The following is an 18,712-nucleotide window of genomic DNA, read 5'->3' on the forward strand; positions in this document are numbered from 1 at the left end:
AACAGAAGATTTAGCTTTTTTAGCGGAGCAGGACAAATCTCCAGCGATGCTTATGTTATCTGAGTTTGAACATAGTGGGCAATGACATCTGATGTGTACTGGGCTGTGCCAAGTCCAAACTTGTCAATATTTTCCTTAAACTCTGGGTTATAGACGTAGCCTTTACCGATATGGCCGAAGACTTCAATAGGGCAGTCAAATCCATAAGTACGAATGGCTTGCAAGAGTTTAGCAGCTTCTTCTTGGTTTTCGGCTGCTGTTTCAGGCAGACCAGCTTGAAGGTTTTGTGCCAAGGCTTGAAAAACTTGGTTGAAGGCGGCTGTGGCCTCGTCTTCGCGACCTTTTTGGCGTTCAAGCGCTTGTCCCATGACTTCTTGACCATATTTCTCTACCGCCTCTTGGTGGTATTTTTGATTGTCTTGATAGCTAAATCCAGTGAATTTTTCCTCAATCGTCATTTTTCTTTCTCCTTTTTGTTCTTGAATGGTTTTTTGCAAGGTGGAAATCAAGGTATCCAGATGTTGCCTTTCTCGAGTTAGATAGTCCAACTGCCTGGTCAAATGGGGCAATAAATCTGTCCTTTTTTCCTTTAACAGCTCTGCTATTTTTTCTAAAGAAAAGCCTAGATATTTATAATACAGAATGACCTGAAGTCGTTCCAAATCCTCTTGACTATAGGTTCGATAGCCGTTTTCCGACTTTAAGGGAACCAAGAGTCCTATCTTATCGTAGTGGTGCAGGGTCTTGACAGAGACACCTGAAAGCTGCGCAGCTTCTTTTATATGGTACATGATTTCCTCCTTATACTCAATGAAAATCAAAGAGCAAACTAGGAAGCTAGCCGCAGGTTGCTCAAAGCACAGCTTTGAGGTTGCAGATAAAACTGACGTGGTTTGAATTTGATTTTCGAAGAGTATTACATTGATAGTATAACCCCTCCCCTTAGGTCAGAGTCAAGCGTTTTTGCGAACATTTTTAACTTTTTGAGAAAGGTGTGAAAACTTGAAAATGGTTTTCTTGACAGACCTTAGAAAACATGATAGGATAGTCAAGTCTATCAATCAAACAGAAGGCTCATAAAGAGCCATTGAGAGAGGGCTATTTGACAACTCAAGTAGCCTTTTCTTATTTTAAAAAAGGAGATTGGAGTTTCAACTATGTCAGAAAAATCGCAATGGGGCTCGAAACTGGGCTTTATCCTAGCATCTGCTGGTTCAGCCATCGGACTTGGTGCCGTTTGGAAATTTCCCTATATGACTGCTGCTAATGGTGGTGGAGGCTTTTTACTAGTCTTTCTCATTTCTACCATTTTAATCGGTTTCCCGTTACTCCTTGCTGAATTTGCCCTTGGCCGTAGTGCTGGCGTTTCCGCTATCAAAACCTTTGGAAAATTGGGCAACAATAACAAGTACAACTTTATCGGTTGGATTGGTGCCTTTGCCCTCTTTATCCTACTCTCCTTTTACAGTGTCATTGGAGGATGGATTCTAGTCTATCTGGGTATTGAGTTTGGAAAATTGTTCCAGCTTGCTGGGACGAGTGATTATGCTCAGTTATTTACTTCAATCATTTCAAATCCAGCCATTGCCCTAGGAGCTCAAGCAGCCTTTATCTTATTGAATATCTTTATTGTATCACGTGGGGTTCAAAAAGGGATTGAAAGAGCTTCGAAAGTCATGATGCCCCTGCTCTTTATCATCTTTGTCGTGATCATTGGGCGCTCTCTTAGCTTGCCAAATGCCATGGAAGGCGTTCTCTACTTCCTCAAACCAGACTTTCCAAAACTGACAAGTGCTGGTCTCCTCTATGCCCTTGGCCAATCTTTCTTTGCCCTCTCACTAGGGGTGACAGCCATGCTGACCTATGCTTCCTACTTGGACAAGAAAACCAATCTGGTCCAGTCAGGGATTTCCATCGTAGCTATGAACATCTCGGTATCCATCATGGCAGGACTTGCCATTTTCCCAGCCATGTCAGCCTTCAATATCCAGTCTGAAGGGGGACCAAGCATGCTCTTTATCGTCTTGCCTCAACTCTTTGACAAGATGCCTTTTGGAACCATTTTCTACATCCTTTTCCTCTTGCTTTTCCTCTTTGCGACGGTCACTTCTTCCGTCGTTATGCTGGAAATCAATGTGGGCAATATCACCAATCAGGACAACAGCAAGCGTGCTAAATGGAGTGCTATTTTAGGAATTTTGACCTTTGTCTTTGGAATTCCTTCAGCCCTATCCTATGGTGTTATGTCGGATGTTCACATTTTTGGGAAAACCTTCTTTGATGCTATGGATTTCTTAGTTTCCAATCTCCTCATGCCATTTGGAGCTCTCTGCCTGTCACTTTTTACAGGCTATATCTTTAAAAAGGCTCTTGCTAAGGAGGAACTCCATCTTGATGAAAGAGCATGGAAACAAGGACTTTTCCAAGTCTGGCTTTTCCTCCTTCGTTTCATCATTCCTATTATCATCATTGTGGTCTTTATCGCCCAATTTATGTAATCAAAAAGGACTTGAGTAGTAAACTCAGGCCCTTTCTTTTTTATGGATGGCTAACAATCAATTCCAAACCTTGACCTTCCAAGATCCAAGCTTCAACATCACTTGGTAGGATAAAGTGGCTCCCTTTTTGAATCGGATAGTTTTTTCCATCAACAGTGAGGTGACCTTGACCAGCTAAGACACTAAACAAACTGTAGTCAGCTGTCTTTTCAAAGTCAACTTTTCCAGTGATTTCCCACTTGTAAACTGCAAAGAAATCATTGGATACAAGAAGAGTGGAACGCAAATCATCTGCTTTGACAGTTACGGGACGGCTATTAGCAGGTTCACCAATGTTCAAGACATCGATGGATTTTTCAAGGTGAAGTTCACGTAAGTTGCCATTGTCGTCCTTACGGTCAAAGTCATAGACACGGTAGGTGGTGTCACTAGACTGCTGGGTTTCCAGAATCAAGATGCCTGCACCGATAGCGTGCATGGTACCACTCGGCACATAGAAGAAATCTCCAGCCTTAACTGGCACTTTTGTCAGCAAGGCATCCCAGTTCTTGTCCTCAATTTGCTGGCGGAGTTCTTCTTTTGATTTGGCATTATGGCCATAGATAATCTCTGATCCTTCGTCTGCGGCGATGATGTACCAGCACTCTGTTTTTCCCAGCTCGCCTTCGTGCTCTAGTCCATAGGCATCGTCTGGGTGAACTTGGACACTGAGCCAGTCGTTGGCATCGAGAATCTTGGTCAAAAGTGGAAATACAGGCTCTGGACGGTTGCCAAACAATTCACGGTGCTCCGCATACAAAGTAGCTAGGTCTGTTCCCTCGTAGCGACCATTAGCGACCTTTGAAACCCCATTTGGGTGGGCTGAGATAGCCCAGTATTCTCCGATTTTTTCACTTGGAATGTCGTAACCAAACTCATCACGTAGCTTGGTACCACCCCAGATTTTTTCTTGCATAACTGATTGTAAAAATAATGGTTCTGACATCTTATTCTCCTGTCTGTTTTTCTCACTTCATTATAGCAAAAAGCTAGATCTAATTGAACTCTTTTTCACATCTTATAAAGTAGAGAGAAGATTTTATAAAAATAGTGAACAAATGTGCTCTACTCAATACTTGCACCATTGCTGGCAATGACATTCTTGTACCAGTAAAAGGATTTCTTCTTACTCCGTTTGAGGCTTCCATGACCTGCATTATCTCGGTCCACATAGATAAAGCCATAGCGCTTGTTCATTTCGCCTGTTCCAGCTGAAACCAGATCGATACAACCCCAGGTCGTATAACCAAGCAAGTCAACTCCATCTTAGTAAATGGCATCTCGCATAGCCTTGATGTGAGCCTCTAAGTACGCAATCCGATAGTCATCTGCTACATAGCCATTTTCATCTGGCATGTCAACAGCACCGAGTCCATTTTCTACGATGAACATGGGCTTTTGATAACGATCCCAGATGGCATTGAGAGTGATACGAAGCCCCAGTGGGTCAATCTGCCACCCCCATTCAGAAGATTCTAGATAAGGGTTCTTGATGGAAGCAAAGACATTTCCAGCTGTCAGATTCCTCACTTCTGGATCGCCTGAAGCCACTCGACTCGCATAGTAAGAGAAGGAAACAAAGTCAACAGTGTGATTCTTCAATAAATCTAAATCTTCTGTCGTCATTTCAATCTTAATTCCCTCACGCTCCCACTGCTTCTTGGCATAGTTTGGATATTCCCCGCGTGCTTGAACATCAATGAAGAAGTAACTCTTACGGTCTTCCTCCATAGCTGCCCAGTAGTCTCTCGGATGGGCAGTGTTAGGATAATATTGCCCTCTGCCAACATACATCCCACCTTGTTTTCTGGGTCAATTTCGTGGGCAATTTTAGTCGCCATAGCCGAGGCTACCAGCTCATGGTGGGCTGCTTGGTATTTGACTTGCTCTTGATTTTCTCCTTCTTCAAAACAAATCCCAGCTCCTAAAAAAGGGGCGTGCAGAATCATGTTGATTTCGTTAAAGGTTAGCCAGTACTTGACCAAGCCCTTGTAACGGGTAAAGAGGGTGCGACAAAGATTTGCGTAAAAGGCCAATATGCGACGATCGCGCCAACCACCGTACTCAGTAATCAGGTGCATTGGACAGTCGAAATGCGTAATAGTCACCAAAGGCTCAATCCCATATTTGTGACATTCCTTAAACAGATCCTCATAAAAGGCTAGACCAGCTTCATTTGACTCCGCTTCGTCACCTTGAGGAAAAATCCGAGTCCAAGCGATGGAAAACCGATAAGTTTTAAAGCCTATTTCTGCAAAAAGCGCAATATCTTCCTTGTAATGATGGTACATATCAATGGTTTCCTTTGCTGGGTAAAAATAGCCCTCCTCAGACGAAAACATCTTTTTCTGACCTGTGATAATGGCCTCACGGTCTGGACCGATCGGTACCACATCCACATTAGCAAGACCACGACCGTCCTGATTATAAGCACCCTCACATTGATTAGCTGCCGTTGCACCACCCCAGAGGAATCCTTCTGGAAAAGTTAGTTTTTCAGTCATATCTCTATCCACTTTCTTATTTTACTGCTTCATTTACTTATATTATACCCCAATATCCAGACCTTTACTTGTGAAATACTGCGGAATAATGATACTATTATATGATTCCATTTAATCCGACAAATTTTCAGGGTTCGATTTTTTAAAGAAATCCTCTTCAAAGATTTCTTCAGCAAAAAACGATTCTATGTATAAACATAGAACCGTATGATGGAAAGTTGAGCTTGGGAACAAAATAATCAACTTCTATTTGACAAGATTTGGAAGGACAAACATGATGTAAACAGCTGAAACAAGCATCATTAGAATAAGAAGATAGACTGATAGTTTAGTCAGCCATAAAAATCGACCTGGCTTTAATGGTCTTTCCACGTAAGAAAGTTTAGGTTTGTTCGGATCATAGTAAACAGTAACCTTTCCGCCGATTGGGAAGCGCTCCATAAGTGGTGATTTTGTTACAGAAATGAAACTATTTCGCCGTACCTGATACCTTAACACTTGTGGAATTTCTCCATTATCGAAACCTTCCAACTTTACTTCAGAAACGATAGAATTAAGTGGTGTTGCCACCGTTTTTGATACGCTAGAAAGAAATCTTGGTCCCACTACCTTATACTGATTCCCGTCAACAGTATATTCTACAACTGGGAGACTAACATCGTTATAAAGAAATGCAGAATATCTTGTGATTTTTCCTTCAGTTTTTTCAGTACATTTTTTATCATCTAAATAACTACTAAAAATCAACTCATTGAACATAAAATACGTAAAGGCAGCAAACGCTAATATCATACAGCCAAATAATAAAAAGAAACTCGTCGACATCTTGATTCACTCCTAAACTTTCGTTAGGCTTCTATTTTAACAGAATATAAAAAAGGATACAAGAATACTAACTATTTTAAACTTTTTAAACCAAAGCTGTGATAGCCGTTACCAAACCAAAAACAATCCCAGGTGCATTGGCTGCAGCAAGAGGGATATCTCTTTCCTTTTTGAAAAGACCGTAGTAAACCCAGAGACTACAGTTGATGGCTGCAACCAAGGGCTGGATAAAGTTCCCTTTTTGACCAGCCAGATTGTTCATAATTTGTGGGAAGTAAGAGACATACATCATAACGGACATAAAGGTCGCTACCCAACCCAAAACTTTTATTTGTTTTTCAGACATTTTCAAAACCTCTTTCATTTTTATGAATCATATTTTATAATCTTTTTTCAAAACAATCAAGACTTTGAAGCTTTTGTTATGAAGATGTAAACTATCACAATCTTGTGATAAGAAAAAGACCGGATTGCTCCGATCTTTTAATAATTCACATTCTCAATTTCTGTTTTAAAAATAGCTAAGGTTAACGTCAAATGACTACGCGCCCTATTTCATACGATAAAAATCAATCACTAAACCAGCTGGACCTTTTACAAGCAAGGATTCTGTCCCCCAATCGGTTACAGCTGGGCCGTTTAAAACCGTGATACCAAGATCTTTCAACCGTTGGTAGTTCTGCTCTACATCCTCAACCTCGATGTGAAGAATGATGCCTGACTGAAAGTTTTCCAAAGGAACCAAATGTTTTTGTGACAACATGAGGCAGTGACTGCCAATAGTAAACTGAGCAAAACTGTCATCAACATAATCGGCTTTTTTATCCAAAATACGCTCCAAGTCAGCACAGACCTGAGGAACATCTGAAACGATGATATCTAATTGATTTAAATTCATTTACTATCCTCCATAAAAAGACCGGATTACTCCGATCTTTTCAAGTTCTACTCTAAGAAAACCAAAGAATATAATCTTCAATGTTTACATTTGATTTTCGATGAGAGGAACTATTTAATTGCGCGTGATTGCAATCCTTCTTCTTCCAAGAAGAGGCGGAATGGTACGAGTTCTTCTGCTTCGTATTTTTCCTTGAAGGCTTTGATAGCTTCTTCTGAGTGAAGTTTTGGATCGAGTTCAAGCACTTCTACTGGAAGCGGACGGTGTTGCGTGATGCGGGCATCAATCACAACAGTTTTACCTTCTTTGTTCAATTTAACAGCTTCAGCAACAACTGCATCGATGTCTTCGATACGGTCAACTGTAAATCCAACAGCTCCTTGAGCTTCAGCGATTTTAGCGTAGTCAGCGTTAGGGAAGTCACAACCAAACAAGTGTTTGTTTGTGTCTTCGTATTTGTCCTTGATGAAGGCATATTTACCATTTGAGAAGACAACGTTGATAACTGGAAGGTCGTATTGAACGTTTGTGATAACGTCTGGGTAGCACATGTTGAATGCACCGTCACCCATGATGTTCCATACTTGGCGATCTGGATTGTCTTTCTTAGCAGCGATACCACCAGGAAGGGCAATACCCATTGTCGCAAAGAGTGGAGATGTACGCCACATGTTCTTAGGTGTCATGTGAAGGTGACGAGTAGATGTTTGAGTAGTGTCACCTACGTCGATTGAGTAGATAGCGTCTTGGTCAGCATGTTTGTTGATTGCATTGTAAACTTGATACAATTGCAATTCACCCTCAGTTTTACCTTCGAGTTTGTTCATGTAATCACGCCAGTTTTGGTTGTTCTTCACGTTTGCACGCCACCATGGAGTAGACTCAACTGGGTTTACTTTATCAAGGATAGCTTTCGCTGCTTGACCTGCATCACCAAGGATTGAAGCGTCAAGGGCATGACGTTTACCAAGTTTGTAAGGGTCGATATCAACTTGGATGAATTTTTCAGTGTTCTTGAAGGCTTCGTAAACTTCAGCAAATGGGAAGTTTGAACCAAGGAAAAGAACGGTGTCTGCTTCGAAGACCACTTCGTTAGCTGGTTTCCAACCAACACGGTAAGCAGAACCTGTCAAACCTTCATAGTTCCATTCAAAGGCTTCAAAGTTTTTACCAGTTGTGATAATTGGTGCTTTGATTTTACGTGACAATTCAGTAATCACTTCACCTGCTTTAACACCACCGTAACCAGCGTAGATAACTGGACGTTCAGCATTGTTCAAGATTTCAACAGCTTTGTCGATTTCAACTTCGTTCAAGGCAGGAGCGATAAATGAACGTTCGTATGAACCTGAACCGTAGTATGAGTTTTCGTCGATTTCTTGGAAACCGAAATTTACTGGGATTTCAACAACAGCTGGACCTTTTTTAGAAACTGCAGCACGGCAAGCTTCGTCGATTACTTTTGGTAATTGCTCAGCGTAAGCTACACGTTTGTTGTAAACAGCGATACCGTTGTACATTGGGTTTTGGTTCAATTCTTGGAAGGCATCCATGTTGAGTTCGTTGACTGGACGTGATCCAAGGATAGCAAGGAATGGAGTGTTGTCCATAGCTGCATCGTAAACACCGTTGATCAAGTGAGTCGCACCTGGACCACCTGAACCAACTGCAACCCCGATTGAGCCGCCGAATTTAGCTTGCATAACCGCTGCAAGAGCACCTGTTTCTTCGTGGCGAACTTGCAAGAAGCGGATATCTTTGTCTTCAGCCAAAGCGTCCATCAATGAGCTGAGTGTTCCTGATGGGATACCGTAGATTGTGTCTACGCCCCATGTTTTCAATACATTAAGCATTGCTGCAGATGCAGTAATTTTCCCTTGAGTCATAATGATAACTCTCCTTCAAAATAATTTCATATATTTACAAAAAGCGCTTTTATATGTTGTTTGAAAGCGATTCAGTAAATTTACAATCCTAATTTACCACATTTACTTTGAGTATCCTAAGAATGTGCTCAGAAGTTTGCATTCTCTATTACAGCACAGATTGAAAACGCTTCAGAAAACTGTTTTATAATAAAAAAGCGAGCAAGCTCGCTTTTAGTCTATTTTACTAAAGTTTAGCATGAGTGAACTGGTTAAAACAGATACAGAACTAAAGGCCATGGCTAGACCAGCCAGTTCTGGATTGAGAACGAGACCAATTCCTGAAAAGACTCCTGCTGCAATCGGAATTCCGGCGACATTGTAGATAAAGGCCCAAAAGAGGTTGAGCAGAATTCGATTGAAGGTTTTCTTGCTCATGTCAAAGGCACGAACCACTCCTAGGAGGTTATTAGTTGTCAACACCAAATCTGCTGACTCGATGGCAATATCTGTTCCAGCTCCCATAGCAATCCCCACATCTGCTACACTGAGGGCAGGAGCGTCATTGATACCATCACCAACAAAGGCTACTTTTCCAGCTGATTGTAGTTGATGGATTTCATGGGCCTTTTCTTCTGGCAAGACACCTGCAATGACCTCTTCGATTCCAATGTGATCGGCAATAGCACGCGCCACGCCAGCATTATCCCCTGTCAGCATGACTGTTTTAAGACCTCGTTTTTTCAACTGACTGATGGCAAGCTTAGCATTTTCCTTAGGAATATCTTGCAGAGCAAGCAAGCCTTTGATTTCATTGTCAACAGCCAAGAACACAACTGTCTTAGCTTCTTTTTCTAGTTCTTCTAGTTTTTCTTGATAAATGCTAGAAATATCCATGCCATCCAGCATTTTAGCATTTCCAAGCAAAACTTGTTTTCCATTGATTTGCCCTGAAACACCTTTTCCGTGCAAGGCTTGGAAATTTTCCACAGTGTGAAGCTCAAGTCCAGTTTCAGTCGCTCGCTTGACAATGGCCTCAGCCAGTGGGTGTTGAGAAGCTTCTTCCAAGGAAGCTGCCAATCCAAGCACTTCTACTTCGTCGCCGATGATATCTGTGACCACAGGTTTCCCTTCCGTCAAAGTTCCTGTCTTATCAAAAACAATAGTTTGGACTTTCTGGATTTCCTGTAGAACCGTTCCATTTTTGAGGAGAACTCCCATCTTGGCACTGCGACCTGTCCCCACCATAAGGGCTGTCGGTGTTGCAAGTCCCAATGCACAAGGGCAGGCAATAATCAGAACTGCTACTCCATAGAGAAGCGAAGACACAAAGCTCGCTCCAAGCACAACTACACTATCCCTGAGCAAGACGAACCAAACCCAAAAGGTCACAATCCCTAAAATGACAACTGCTGGGACAAAAATCCCTGAAATTTTATCCGTCAAGTCCTGAATCGGCGCACGACTTGTCTGAGCTTTCTTCACAAAATCCACAATCTGAGCCAAAACAGTCTCTGAACCAACTTTTTCTGCTCTAAAAACAAGTGTTCCACTATTATTGATGGTTGAACCAATGACGGTATCTCCAACTGTCTTGTCCACAGGCAGACTCTCACCTGTCACCATAGACTCATCAATACTAGAGACACCTTCCACTACGATACCATCAACCGCAATCTTTTCACCGGGACGCACTCGAATCAGGTCACCTACCTTGACTTGCTCCAAGGGGACTTGAACATAGTTATCCTCACGCAAGACTTCTGCAGTTTTAGCCTGCAAGTCAAGTAATTTCTCCACAGCTTGGGAAGTATTTTTCCGCATTTTCTCCTCAAAAACGGCTCCCATAAGAACGAAGAAGAAGATAAATGCAGCACTTTCAAAGTAAACGGGGAGACCAGCAAAGAGGGCAACTAAGCTATAGAAATAGGCCACTAGGGTTCCCAGAGCAACCAAGGTATCCATGTTGGCATTGTGCTTTTTAAAACTAGCCCAAGCACTTTGGATATAAGGACCACCTGCTACTAGCATAATCGGTGTTGTGGCTAAAAAGGTTCCCCAACGCATGACTTGGTGACTAATTCCTCCTGTCGACATACCAATCATGAGAATCACAAGAGGCACAGTAAAGATACTAGTAATCCAAAAACGCTGTAAAAGTGATAGAGATTTTCGCGTCTTCTCAACTACGGTATAGCTTCCCTTTTGCATCTTCATGCCACAAGAAAACTCGTGCTCACCCAAGTCTTGAGGCGTAAAGCGAATAATTTTTTCCTCATCTTGAGCGATTGGTTCTAGAATCCCTTCTTCTTCGAAGAGAACTTCTTTATAACAGTTTGAAGGTGTCACACGGTGAAAAGTAATCTCAGCAGGAATCCCTTTTTGCAGTTGAATGTGGGCTGGATGGTAGCCTTTGTCTGCCGTGATACGGATTTTTTGAACACCATTTTCAAGACTTGCTTTTACAATTTCAGTCATATCATTCTCCTATTCTACAATCATCTTACCGTGCATCATATTCATGCCACATGCAAAGCCAAATTCTCCAGCCTGTTCAGGCGTGATTTCCACTACATACTCTTCCCCCATAGGCAAGTCCGCATGCACACCAAAATCTGGAAAGACGATCTGATCCAAACAAGGTGAAGGATCCTTACGGTCAAAGACAATGCGGGCTGGCACTGATTTTTTAAGAATAATCAACTCAGGCGTATAGCCCCCCATGACTTCCACTCGAATCTCTTGGTAGCCCTTTTTTTGCTGGGCCTTTTGTCCAGATTTTTCAGGCTTTTTGAAAAACCAAAACAAGATAAACGCGATAAGGGTAATACAAATAATGGTTACAATACTATTTAACATGACGTCTCCTTTACATACAATTACATTTTACTTCTGTTACTGCGCTAGCTTTTTTCTCAGAAATCACAGCTTCTAAGTCTTCCAAGTCAGCCTGAGTAAAATCACATTCAGCAATCAAATCAGCCAACAAGTTCTTAATCCTACGAGAACAAACCTTGTCCTTGATATCTTGGACAAGTAAATCCCGACTTTGGTCCAAAGTTAAAAGGGCTGAATAGACAAAGAACTTGCCTTCTTTTTTCCTTGTCAGACACTCTTTCTCAACCAAACGAGCCAAAAGAGTTTGAATGGTTGACTTGGACCAGTCGAACCGCTCCGCCAGAACCCTGATCAAATCGCTACTGGTCTGCTCTCCTTGCATCCAAATAATCTTCATGACCTGCCATTCTGCATCTGAAATCTGCATCATCACACCTCCCAAATCTACATTTGTCGATTACAGTTATTAGTATACTCCGAAAATCTACATTTGTCAACTATAATTTTTATTATTTTTTCGAAAAATAGAATTCTAATCATGTAACGAGAGATTTGCAGTCAAATTTTACTATATAAACTATAAAAATATGCTATACTGAAGAAAAAAGAAAACAACCACTAGGGGTGCGTAAAGCTGAGATTAACAACTGTTAGATCCCTTTGACTCAATCTAGGTAATGCTAGCTGATGGAAGTGGAAATGATGATGGGGACTATCAGTCTTCTATTTCCTTCCTAAAACAGACTAGCTTGTTCTTAAGAATACATGCTTCAGTTGGTTGGGAGGTTTTAGATGACTTATTTACCCGTTGCTCTAACCATTGCTGGAACTGACCCTAGTGGCGGTGCTGGCATTATGGCAGATTTGAAGTCATTCCAAGCGAGAGATGTCTATGGAATGGCCGTTGTGACCAGCCTTGTCGCTCAAAATACCAGAGGTGTTCAATTAATCGAGCACGTCTCCAACCAAATGCTGGAAGCTCAATTGGAAAGTGTCTTTTCGGATATCAAGCCCCAGGCTGTAAAAACTGGTATGTTGGCAACTACTGAAATCATGGAGATTATCCAACCCTATCTTAAAAAACTGGACTGCCCCTACGTTCTGGACCCTGTTATGGTCGCAACAAGCGGTGATACCCTGATAGATACTAGTGCGAGAAGCTACCTAAAAACAAATCTCCTTCCCCTTGCAAGCATTATCACGCCCAATCTTCCTGAGGCCGAAGAGATTGTTGGTTTTTCAATCCATGAGCCAGAAGACATGCAACGTGCTGGTCGCCTAATTTTAAAAGAATTTGGTCCTCAGTCTGTGGTTATCAAAGGTGGCCATCTCGAAGGCGGTGCTAAGGATTTCCTCTTTACCAAGGAGGAGCAATTTGTCTGGGAAAGTCCACGAATTCAAACCTGTCACACCCATGGTACTGGATGTACCTTTGCTGCAGTGATTACGGCTGAACTAGCCAAGGGGAAGACCCTCTATCAGGCAGTTGATAAGGCCAAGGCTTTTATCACAAAAGCCATCCAAGACGCCCCTCAACTCGGTCATGGTTCTGGTCCAGTCAACCATACAAGCTTTAAAGATTAAGAAAAACTCTCTAGTTCCCACTTTAAGGGAATTAGAGAGTTTTTGATTAGGAAATAATGTCATCCAGCTTTGTTAAAAATGCTTGCGTTTTTGCCTCAATATCTTCTGCCTGCATCAAATCACGGACTACAGCTACACCAGCTATACCAGTTGCAGCAAGTTGGTCAATATTCTCTGACGTCAAGCCTCCAATGGCAACTACTGGAATAGCGACCGTTTGGCAAATGGTTTTCAAGGTTGAAATCAGGGTGATAGGCGCATTTTCTTTGGTGGTTGTTGGGAAAATGGCTCCTGTCCCTAAGTAATCCGCTCCCGATGTTTCCGCTTCAAGTGCTCTTTCTACAGTTTTAGCTGTAACACCGAGGATTTTTTCAGGACCCAAGACTTTGCGGGCAACGGAAACTGGTAGCTCATCGTCGCCTATATGCAACCCAGCAGCATCAACCGCTAGACAAACATCCAAACGATCATCGATAATTAAGGGTACTTGATAGGCATCTGTTATTTCCTTGACTTGTTTTGCCAGTTGATAGTATTGATTGGTGGTGAGGTTTTTTTCTCGTAGTTGGATGATAGTAACACCTGAACGGCAGGCCGTCTCCACTTTTTCAAGAAAGCTTTCCAAGGAATCTTGGTAGCGATTGGTTACCAGATATAGTTTTAGTGCTTCTCTATTCATAAATATCTCCTTTGATGGTATCTAGCCAATTTTCATCTCTTTTTAGGAGAGAGAGCTGATTGAGAACTTGGTAACGAAAATCTTCCAATCCCATTCCTTGAACAAGTATTCTCTCAGCAGAAATATTAAGATAAGAAACCGCTAGACAAGAAGCTTCAAAGGTTGTCTTTCCTTGGCTGAGAAAAACAGCTGTCAAGGCTCCAACCAAGTCTCCCGTCCCTGTTATCCAGTCTAATTCTGCACAGCCATTCCTCAATACAGCAACTTGATTTTCTGAAACGATGAGGTCCTTGGGACCCGTGACTAAGAACGACATACCAGGATAAAGCTGACACCAGTCTTTCAAGACTTGAAGCAAATCCTCAGTTTCTTGATCTTTAGAACTCGCATCAACCCCAACTCCATGGTGCTTTAAACCAACAAGACTTCGGATTTCCGACATATTTCCTTTAAGGACCGTGGGCTTGTATTCTAAAAGATCTCTGACTAGTCCCTTACGAATGGATGACGCTGATACACCAACCGCATCTACTACCATTGAGAGAGAAGCTTGATTTGCATAAGAAGCTGCCATACGGATTGCTTTCTCCTTCTCAGCTGACAAATGCCCCAAATTGATGAAGAGAGCTTGGCTTTGTTTGGTAAAATCAAGAACCTCACGGGGATCATCTGCCATGACAGGTTTGCATCCCAGAGCTAAAATCCCATTTGCCAGCATCTCACAAGAAATCTCATTGGTGATACAGTGAATCAAGGAACTGGTTGCCAGAGGGAAAGGATTTGTAAATGCCTGCATCAGTCTATCCTTTCTCCAAAGAAATATCCCTGCACTTTTTTAAAGAATTCCTGCTTGATTAAAAATCGAAAGGCAAGAAAAGCTATGGCTGTACCGATCAAGGTCGCTCCGAAAAATCTCGGAGTATAGATAAACCAGCTGAGCTTGGCCGCAGATCCTGTAAAGAGAACCATGACAGGATAGGAAACAATAGAACCGATAATCCCTGTTCCCAAGATTTCTCCTAGGGCAGAATAGTGAAATTTCCGACCATACTTATAAAAGAGACCTGCAAGGAGGGCTCCAAAAGTAGCTCCTGTTAGGGCCAAAGGGGGAATGCCCTGAGTAGACATACGGATAAAGGCTGTGACTGTAGCCATGACCAAGGCATAAACAGGTCCCATCATGATACCTGCTAGGATATTGACTACACTGGACATCGGTGCCATTCCTTCAATTCGAAAGATGGGTGTAAGAACTACGTCAAGAGCAATCATCATGGATAAAATGGTTAATTTGTGAACTTGTAGTTGGTGGTTTCTCATTTTCTATTTCTTCTCTTTTTCTAAGGACTGCAAATCACTCGTCCAGGTTTGATATTGGTAAGCCATCTCCCAAAACTTGGCTTCCATGTGGACACTTCGGTGGAAGGCCTCTAGCATTTTTTGTTTGTCCGTCTCGTCGCTTTCTTGATAGAGCTGATTGACCAGAGCTTCTTCCTCTTTAATCTGCTGTTCTAACTCATCGGTGATATAGGTTTCAATCCACTGTTGATAAAGAGGATTCGGGGATGGTTTGCGATTAAGTGCCTTGCCTAAATCATGGTATAGCCAAGGACATGGGAGCAAACTAGCAAAAGCAATCCCCAAGTTTGGCTCTGCAAATTGACGATAAATATGCGAAATGTAATGATAACAGGTTGGAGCGATTGGATGTTGCTCCATTTCCTGGTCGCTTATTCCTAATTCCTTGAAAAATTGTTGGCGGATAAACAATTCACCCTCCACTAGACTCTGGGCATTTTGTTTCAAGAGTCTTTTCATCTCCTCGTTGGAAGTCTTATCAGCCAAGAGGTGATAGGCTTCTGAGAAGGCCTTCAAATAGTAGGCATTCTGAATCAGGTAATAGCGGAAAATATCAGGTTCTAAATTTCCCTCTTGTAATTGTAAAATAAAGGGATGATGAAAGGAAGCCTGCCAAGCTTCCTTGGATAATTCCATCGCAATATCTGTAAATTCCATAATAACTCCTTTATAGAAATAAACTGGTTTGAAGTAGTAAAAAGAACAGCAGGTAGATTAATTTTGTTTTTTTAGAAATATAAAAAGTCCGATAGCGATTCTCCAACTGCGCATGTTCGTCATATCCATGTGCAGACAGAGCTCTCAAGTAGAGATGGCGCCATCTAAAGACCGTCATCAGAACCTTGCTGTAAATCAAGGGCGACCAAACATGCAATTTTTGACCACGCAGTAAGCACGCTTCCTTGAGGGACTTGATTTCTTGTTGAATGAGGGGAAAGGCATTGAATACCACAATTAAGGCATAGGCCCAAGACCGTGATAACCCCTTTTGAGCCAAGTACAAGAGAAGCTCTTTTAAGGAAATACTGGAAACAAAGACAAGGCCGATACAAACCGTCACAAAAGCCCTCATCCCAAGTATCACTGCCTGCGAAGCATCCCCGTGTAACTGTACTGCCCAGTAATTGGCAAAAGATGGTAAAATGGCTAGCACAAGCATCCAAGCCAACATTTTAAATCGACGGTAGTAGAGCATGAAGAGAATGCAAAATGCGACTACTGAAAGATTAAGAGCAATCGAAGGAAGGAAAGATGTTTCCAAGGATAAAATTAGAAAGAAGAGGCTGATAACTGGTGTCTTGGTTGCTACTTTGATCATACTACCTCACCTCCCCTTGAGTATTCCTACTCAGAAAACTGAGAGGTTTGCTGATTGTCACATCTTTAATATGACGGAGACCCTCACTAGTCATCTCAATCCAATAATCAACCACAGAGATCAAGGGATCTAAACGATGGCTAATGATCAAAAAACTTCTCCCTTGATTTCTCTCCTCCAACATCCACTGACAAAAGTAGTCGCAGGCTCTATCATCCAAACCAGCAAATGGCTCATCTAGCAAGATCACAGAAGCCTTGCTGGTCAAGATGGTCAAAAGCTGAAGAATCTTTTGTTGGCCACCACTTAATTGATAGGGACTCTTATCAAGAGCCTGCTCCAGATCAAAATATCGTAAAGCTTGGAAAATTCGCTGATTTCTTTCAGAGTCTGGACTATCTAATTGCAGTTCGTCTCTCAGACTGACTCGGATAAACTGCTTCTCAGCTTCCTGAACAACACCCGTTAGGTCACGGTACAAACTCTTTTTCTTTTTCAGGACTGTCCCCTTCCAGCTAATGCACCCCTTATACTTTTGAAATTGAAGAATGGAGCGAAAGAGGGTTGATTTCCCGACACCATTGTGACCCAGGATACAGGAAATTCCTTGGTAGATAGTAAAATCAGAAATCGAAAAGAGGGGGCGATTACCCAGCTCACAAGTCACACGATCCATATGGAATAGTTCTGGACTAGAAGCAACTTCCTTTGAAGAAACCTGTATCTTCTCAGAGCAAGGGATTTGAAACACTTCCCTTAGCTGTCCGTCTCTTAACTCAACCATATGGTCGATATAGGCTTCATAGTCAGATAAATCATGGTCACACAGGATGACTGTCTTCCCATCAAGAGCCAACTCTTTTAGAATCTCCAATATCTCGATTCTGCTCTTGCGGTCAATGGAAGCGAAGGGCTCATCCAAGAGATAGACCCTAGGGTTCATAGCAAAAAGAACAGCCAGAGCAGCTTTTTGCTTTTCCCCACCTGATAAGTGATGAATTGGACGGTGCAAGATTGGCTCGCAACGACATTGCCGGACCACCTCTGCTATTTTAGAATCGATTTCCTGAACTGGATGGCCGATATTCTCCAAGGTAAAAACCAGCTCTTCAAACAAGTTCTCCATGGTGAATTGATGATTGGGATTTTGAAATAGAATGCCAACCGTCTGGACACGTTTGACGATAGAAAGCTGACTGACCTCGTTCCCATCTATCAAGACTTGACCACTATAGGGAAGAGAACTGACTTGAGCAATGACTTGAAAGAGGCTGGATTTTCCTGAACCACTGCTCCCAACTAACAAGGTAAAGGCTTGCGCTTGAAAAGTAAAATCAATCGGTTCCGAAAAGATTGGTGACTGAATCCCCCGTAGTTCCAGCCCCATCTACGCCTTGCCTCCGGCCGCAAACTGATGATAGAGTTTGACAATGGCACGAACCAAGATGGTACAGAAGAAAAAGACGGAAATAAAACGCACCACAAGCAAGGAAAGGACAAAAGGAAGAGAAAAGGCATAGTAACCTAATTTAATGTATTCATAGACAAAGCTAAAAAGCGTAATCCCAATACTATTGGCAGTTAGAGAGAGCCAACTTTCATAGCGATTCTTGGTTACGAGAAAACCAAATTCACTTCCCAAGCCTTGAACCAAGCCAGACAAAAGAGCGCCTAGACCGAATTGGCTACCATAAAGGACTTCCGCAAGCGCAGCAAGCACCTCTCCAATCGTTGCACTTCCGACTCTTGGAACAAAGATGGCCGCAATGGGCGCAGCCATACACCAGAGACCAAAGAGGATTTCATTGGCAAAAGCCTGTAAACCAAGAGGGGCTAAAATCAGGGTGAGGATATCAAACAGATAGCCTGAACCCACAAAAACGCCACCAAAAAAGATAGACAAGAAAGCAAGCAAGATAACATCTTTTAATTGCCATTTTTTCAACATAAAAAAACTCCTTTTTTAAAGAAAAGTGGGGCATTCTAGGAGAGCTACCAAAAGGCTTGCCGTCAAGCCTATCCTCTTTTGATAAACAAAAAAACTCCAATTACAATTAAGAATTAGAGTTTACCTTACAAGATTAGACAGTTCTTTTCGACATACGAAAAAAACCTTTTCACATTTCCCTTCGCCAGTCTTAACTGTATCAGGTTCAATGGGTATCATCTCAGCCTAAGGCACCCCAAATGTCTTTATTATTTTATTACTGGACCAGTATAACAGAAATTGAAAGCCCTAGCAAGATATTTGATTGGAAAATATATTTATATAGTTTCTGATAACGATTTAATCTTTCTATACACG

General features: G+C 42.0%; 18 protein-coding genes, 1 pseudogene and 2 riboswitches. Of the genes and pseudogenes, 2 read left to right on the plus strand and 17 right to left on the minus strand.

Annotation, left to right across the window (positions count from 1 at the left end; all coding sequences use genetic code 11):
- Positions 1–50: 50 nt before the first annotated feature.
- Positions 51–791, minus strand: coding sequence for a MerR family transcriptional regulator (locus tag MK403_RS04795; RefSeq protein ID WP_268709119.1), 741 nt, complete (start codon positions 789–791; stop codon positions 51–53).
- A gap of 366 nt (positions 792–1,157) precedes the next feature.
- Between MK403_RS04795 and MK403_RS04800 the strand changes: the two genes are divergently transcribed.
- Positions 1,158–2,498 carry a sodium-dependent transporter gene (locus tag MK403_RS04800; RefSeq protein WP_268709120.1) on the plus strand — a complete coding sequence of 447 codons (1,341 nt, stop codon included), beginning with the start codon at positions 1,158–1,160 and terminating at the stop codon, positions 2,496–2,498.
- A gap of 40 nt (positions 2,499–2,538) precedes the next feature.
- Here MK403_RS04800 and manA read toward each other — a convergent pair whose 3' ends face one another.
- The 9 genes and pseudogenes from manA to MK403_RS04845 all read right to left on the minus strand — a co-directional run bounded on the left by manA (position 2,539) and on the right by MK403_RS04845 (position 11,894).
- Positions 2,539–3,483, minus strand: coding sequence for a mannose-6-phosphate isomerase, class I (manA, locus tag MK403_RS04805; RefSeq protein WP_268709121.1), 945 nt, complete (start codon positions 3,481–3,483; stop codon positions 2,539–2,541).
- A gap of 119 nt (positions 3,484–3,602) precedes the next feature.
- Positions 3,603–5,041, minus strand: a pseudogene (locus MK403_RS04810) (6-phospho-beta-glucosidase).
- 246 nt (positions 5,042–5,287) lie between these two features.
- Entirely contained in the window at positions 5,288–5,866 is a 579-nt protein-coding gene (locus MK403_RS04815) for a DUF3592 domain-containing protein (protein ID WP_268709122.1), read from the minus strand.
- A gap of 85 nt (positions 5,867–5,951) precedes the next feature.
- On the minus strand, positions 5,952–6,212 hold the full coding sequence (locus tag MK403_RS04820; RefSeq protein ID WP_268709123.1) for a SemiSWEET family transporter: 261 nt from the start codon (positions 6,210–6,212) through the stop codon (positions 5,952–5,954).
- Between the two features lie 204 nt (positions 6,213–6,416).
- Entirely contained in the window at positions 6,417–6,764 is a 348-nt protein-coding gene (locus MK403_RS04825) for a VOC family protein (RefSeq protein ID WP_268709124.1), read from the minus strand.
- A 110-nt stretch (positions 6,765–6,874) separates the two neighbouring features.
- Entirely contained in the window at positions 6,875–8,650 is a 1,776-nt protein-coding gene (gene spxB, locus MK403_RS04830) for a pyruvate oxidase (protein ID WP_002923229.1), read from the minus strand.
- A gap of 213 nt (positions 8,651–8,863) precedes the next feature.
- Complete coding sequence (locus tag MK403_RS04835; protein ID WP_268709125.1) at positions 8,864–11,107, minus strand: heavy metal translocating P-type ATPase; 2,244 nt, start codon at positions 11,105–11,107, stop codon at positions 8,864–8,866.
- 9 nt (positions 11,108–11,116) lie between these two features.
- Complete coding sequence (locus MK403_RS04840; RefSeq protein WP_000935072.1) at positions 11,117–11,488, minus strand: cupredoxin domain-containing protein; 372 nt, start codon at positions 11,486–11,488, stop codon at positions 11,117–11,119.
- 10 nt (positions 11,489–11,498) lie between these two features.
- Positions 11,499–11,894 (minus strand): CopY/TcrY family copper transport repressor, encoded by a 396-nt coding sequence (locus MK403_RS04845; RefSeq protein WP_268709157.1) that lies wholly within the window; start codon positions 11,892–11,894, stop codon positions 11,499–11,501.
- A 183-nt stretch (positions 11,895–12,077) separates the two neighbouring features.
- A riboswitch (TPP riboswitch) is annotated at positions 12,078–12,176 on the plus strand.
- A gap of 83 nt (positions 12,177–12,259) precedes the next feature.
- Here MK403_RS04845 and thiD point away from each other — a divergent pair.
- Positions 12,260–13,051 carry a bifunctional hydroxymethylpyrimidine kinase/phosphomethylpyrimidine kinase gene (thiD, locus tag MK403_RS04850; protein WP_268709126.1) on the plus strand — a complete coding sequence of 264 codons (792 nt, stop codon included), beginning with the start codon at positions 12,260–12,262 and terminating at the stop codon, positions 13,049–13,051.
- Positions 13,052–13,097: 46 nt separating this feature from the next.
- On the opposite strand, the gene thiE is transcribed toward thiD, so the two are convergent.
- Genes thiE through MK403_RS04885 form a run of 7 tightly spaced genes read right to left on the minus strand, consistent with a single transcriptional unit; the run spans position 13,098 to position 18,355 of the window.
- A complete protein-coding gene (thiE, locus tag MK403_RS04855) occupies positions 13,098–13,730 on the minus strand; it encodes a thiamine phosphate synthase (protein WP_268709127.1) in 633 nt (210 codons plus the stop codon).
- Positions 13,723–14,526 (minus strand): hydroxyethylthiazole kinase, encoded by an 804-nt coding sequence (gene thiM / locus MK403_RS04860; protein ID WP_268709128.1) that lies wholly within the window; start codon positions 14,524–14,526, stop codon positions 13,723–13,725. The genes thiE and thiM overlap by 8 nt, the downstream gene beginning before the upstream one ends.
- On the minus strand, positions 14,526–15,050 hold the full coding sequence (thiW, locus tag MK403_RS04865) for an energy coupling factor transporter S component ThiW (protein ID WP_101800166.1): 525 nt from the start codon (positions 15,048–15,050) through the stop codon (positions 14,526–14,528). The genes thiM and thiW overlap by 1 nt, the downstream gene beginning before the upstream one ends.
- Before the next feature lie 3 nt (positions 15,051–15,053).
- On the minus strand, positions 15,054–15,746 hold the full coding sequence (tenA, locus tag MK403_RS04870) for a thiaminase II (protein WP_268709129.1): 693 nt from the start codon (positions 15,744–15,746) through the stop codon (positions 15,054–15,056).
- A gap of 10 nt (positions 15,747–15,756) precedes the next feature.
- Positions 15,757–16,407, minus strand: a complete 651-nt coding sequence (locus MK403_RS04875) for an energy-coupling factor transporter transmembrane component T (protein WP_268709130.1) — start codon at positions 16,405–16,407, stop codon at positions 15,757–15,759.
- Between the two features lies 1 nt (position 16,408).
- Positions 16,409–17,794: an ATP-binding cassette domain-containing protein gene (locus MK403_RS04880; protein WP_268709131.1), complete on the minus strand. Its 1,386-nt coding sequence runs from the start codon at positions 17,792–17,794 to the stop codon at positions 16,409–16,411.
- Entirely contained in the window at positions 17,795–18,355 is a 561-nt protein-coding gene (locus MK403_RS04885) for an ECF transporter S component (RefSeq protein ID WP_000915272.1), read from the minus strand.
- A gap of 159 nt (positions 18,356–18,514) precedes the next feature.
- Positions 18,515–18,603: riboswitch (TPP riboswitch) on the minus strand.
- Between the last annotated feature and the right edge of the window lie 109 nt (positions 18,604–18,712).

The organism is Streptococcus oralis (genome assembly GCF_026782285.1).
Classification (GTDB): domain Bacteria; phylum Bacillota; class Bacilli; order Lactobacillales; family Streptococcaceae; genus Streptococcus; species Streptococcus oralis_CG.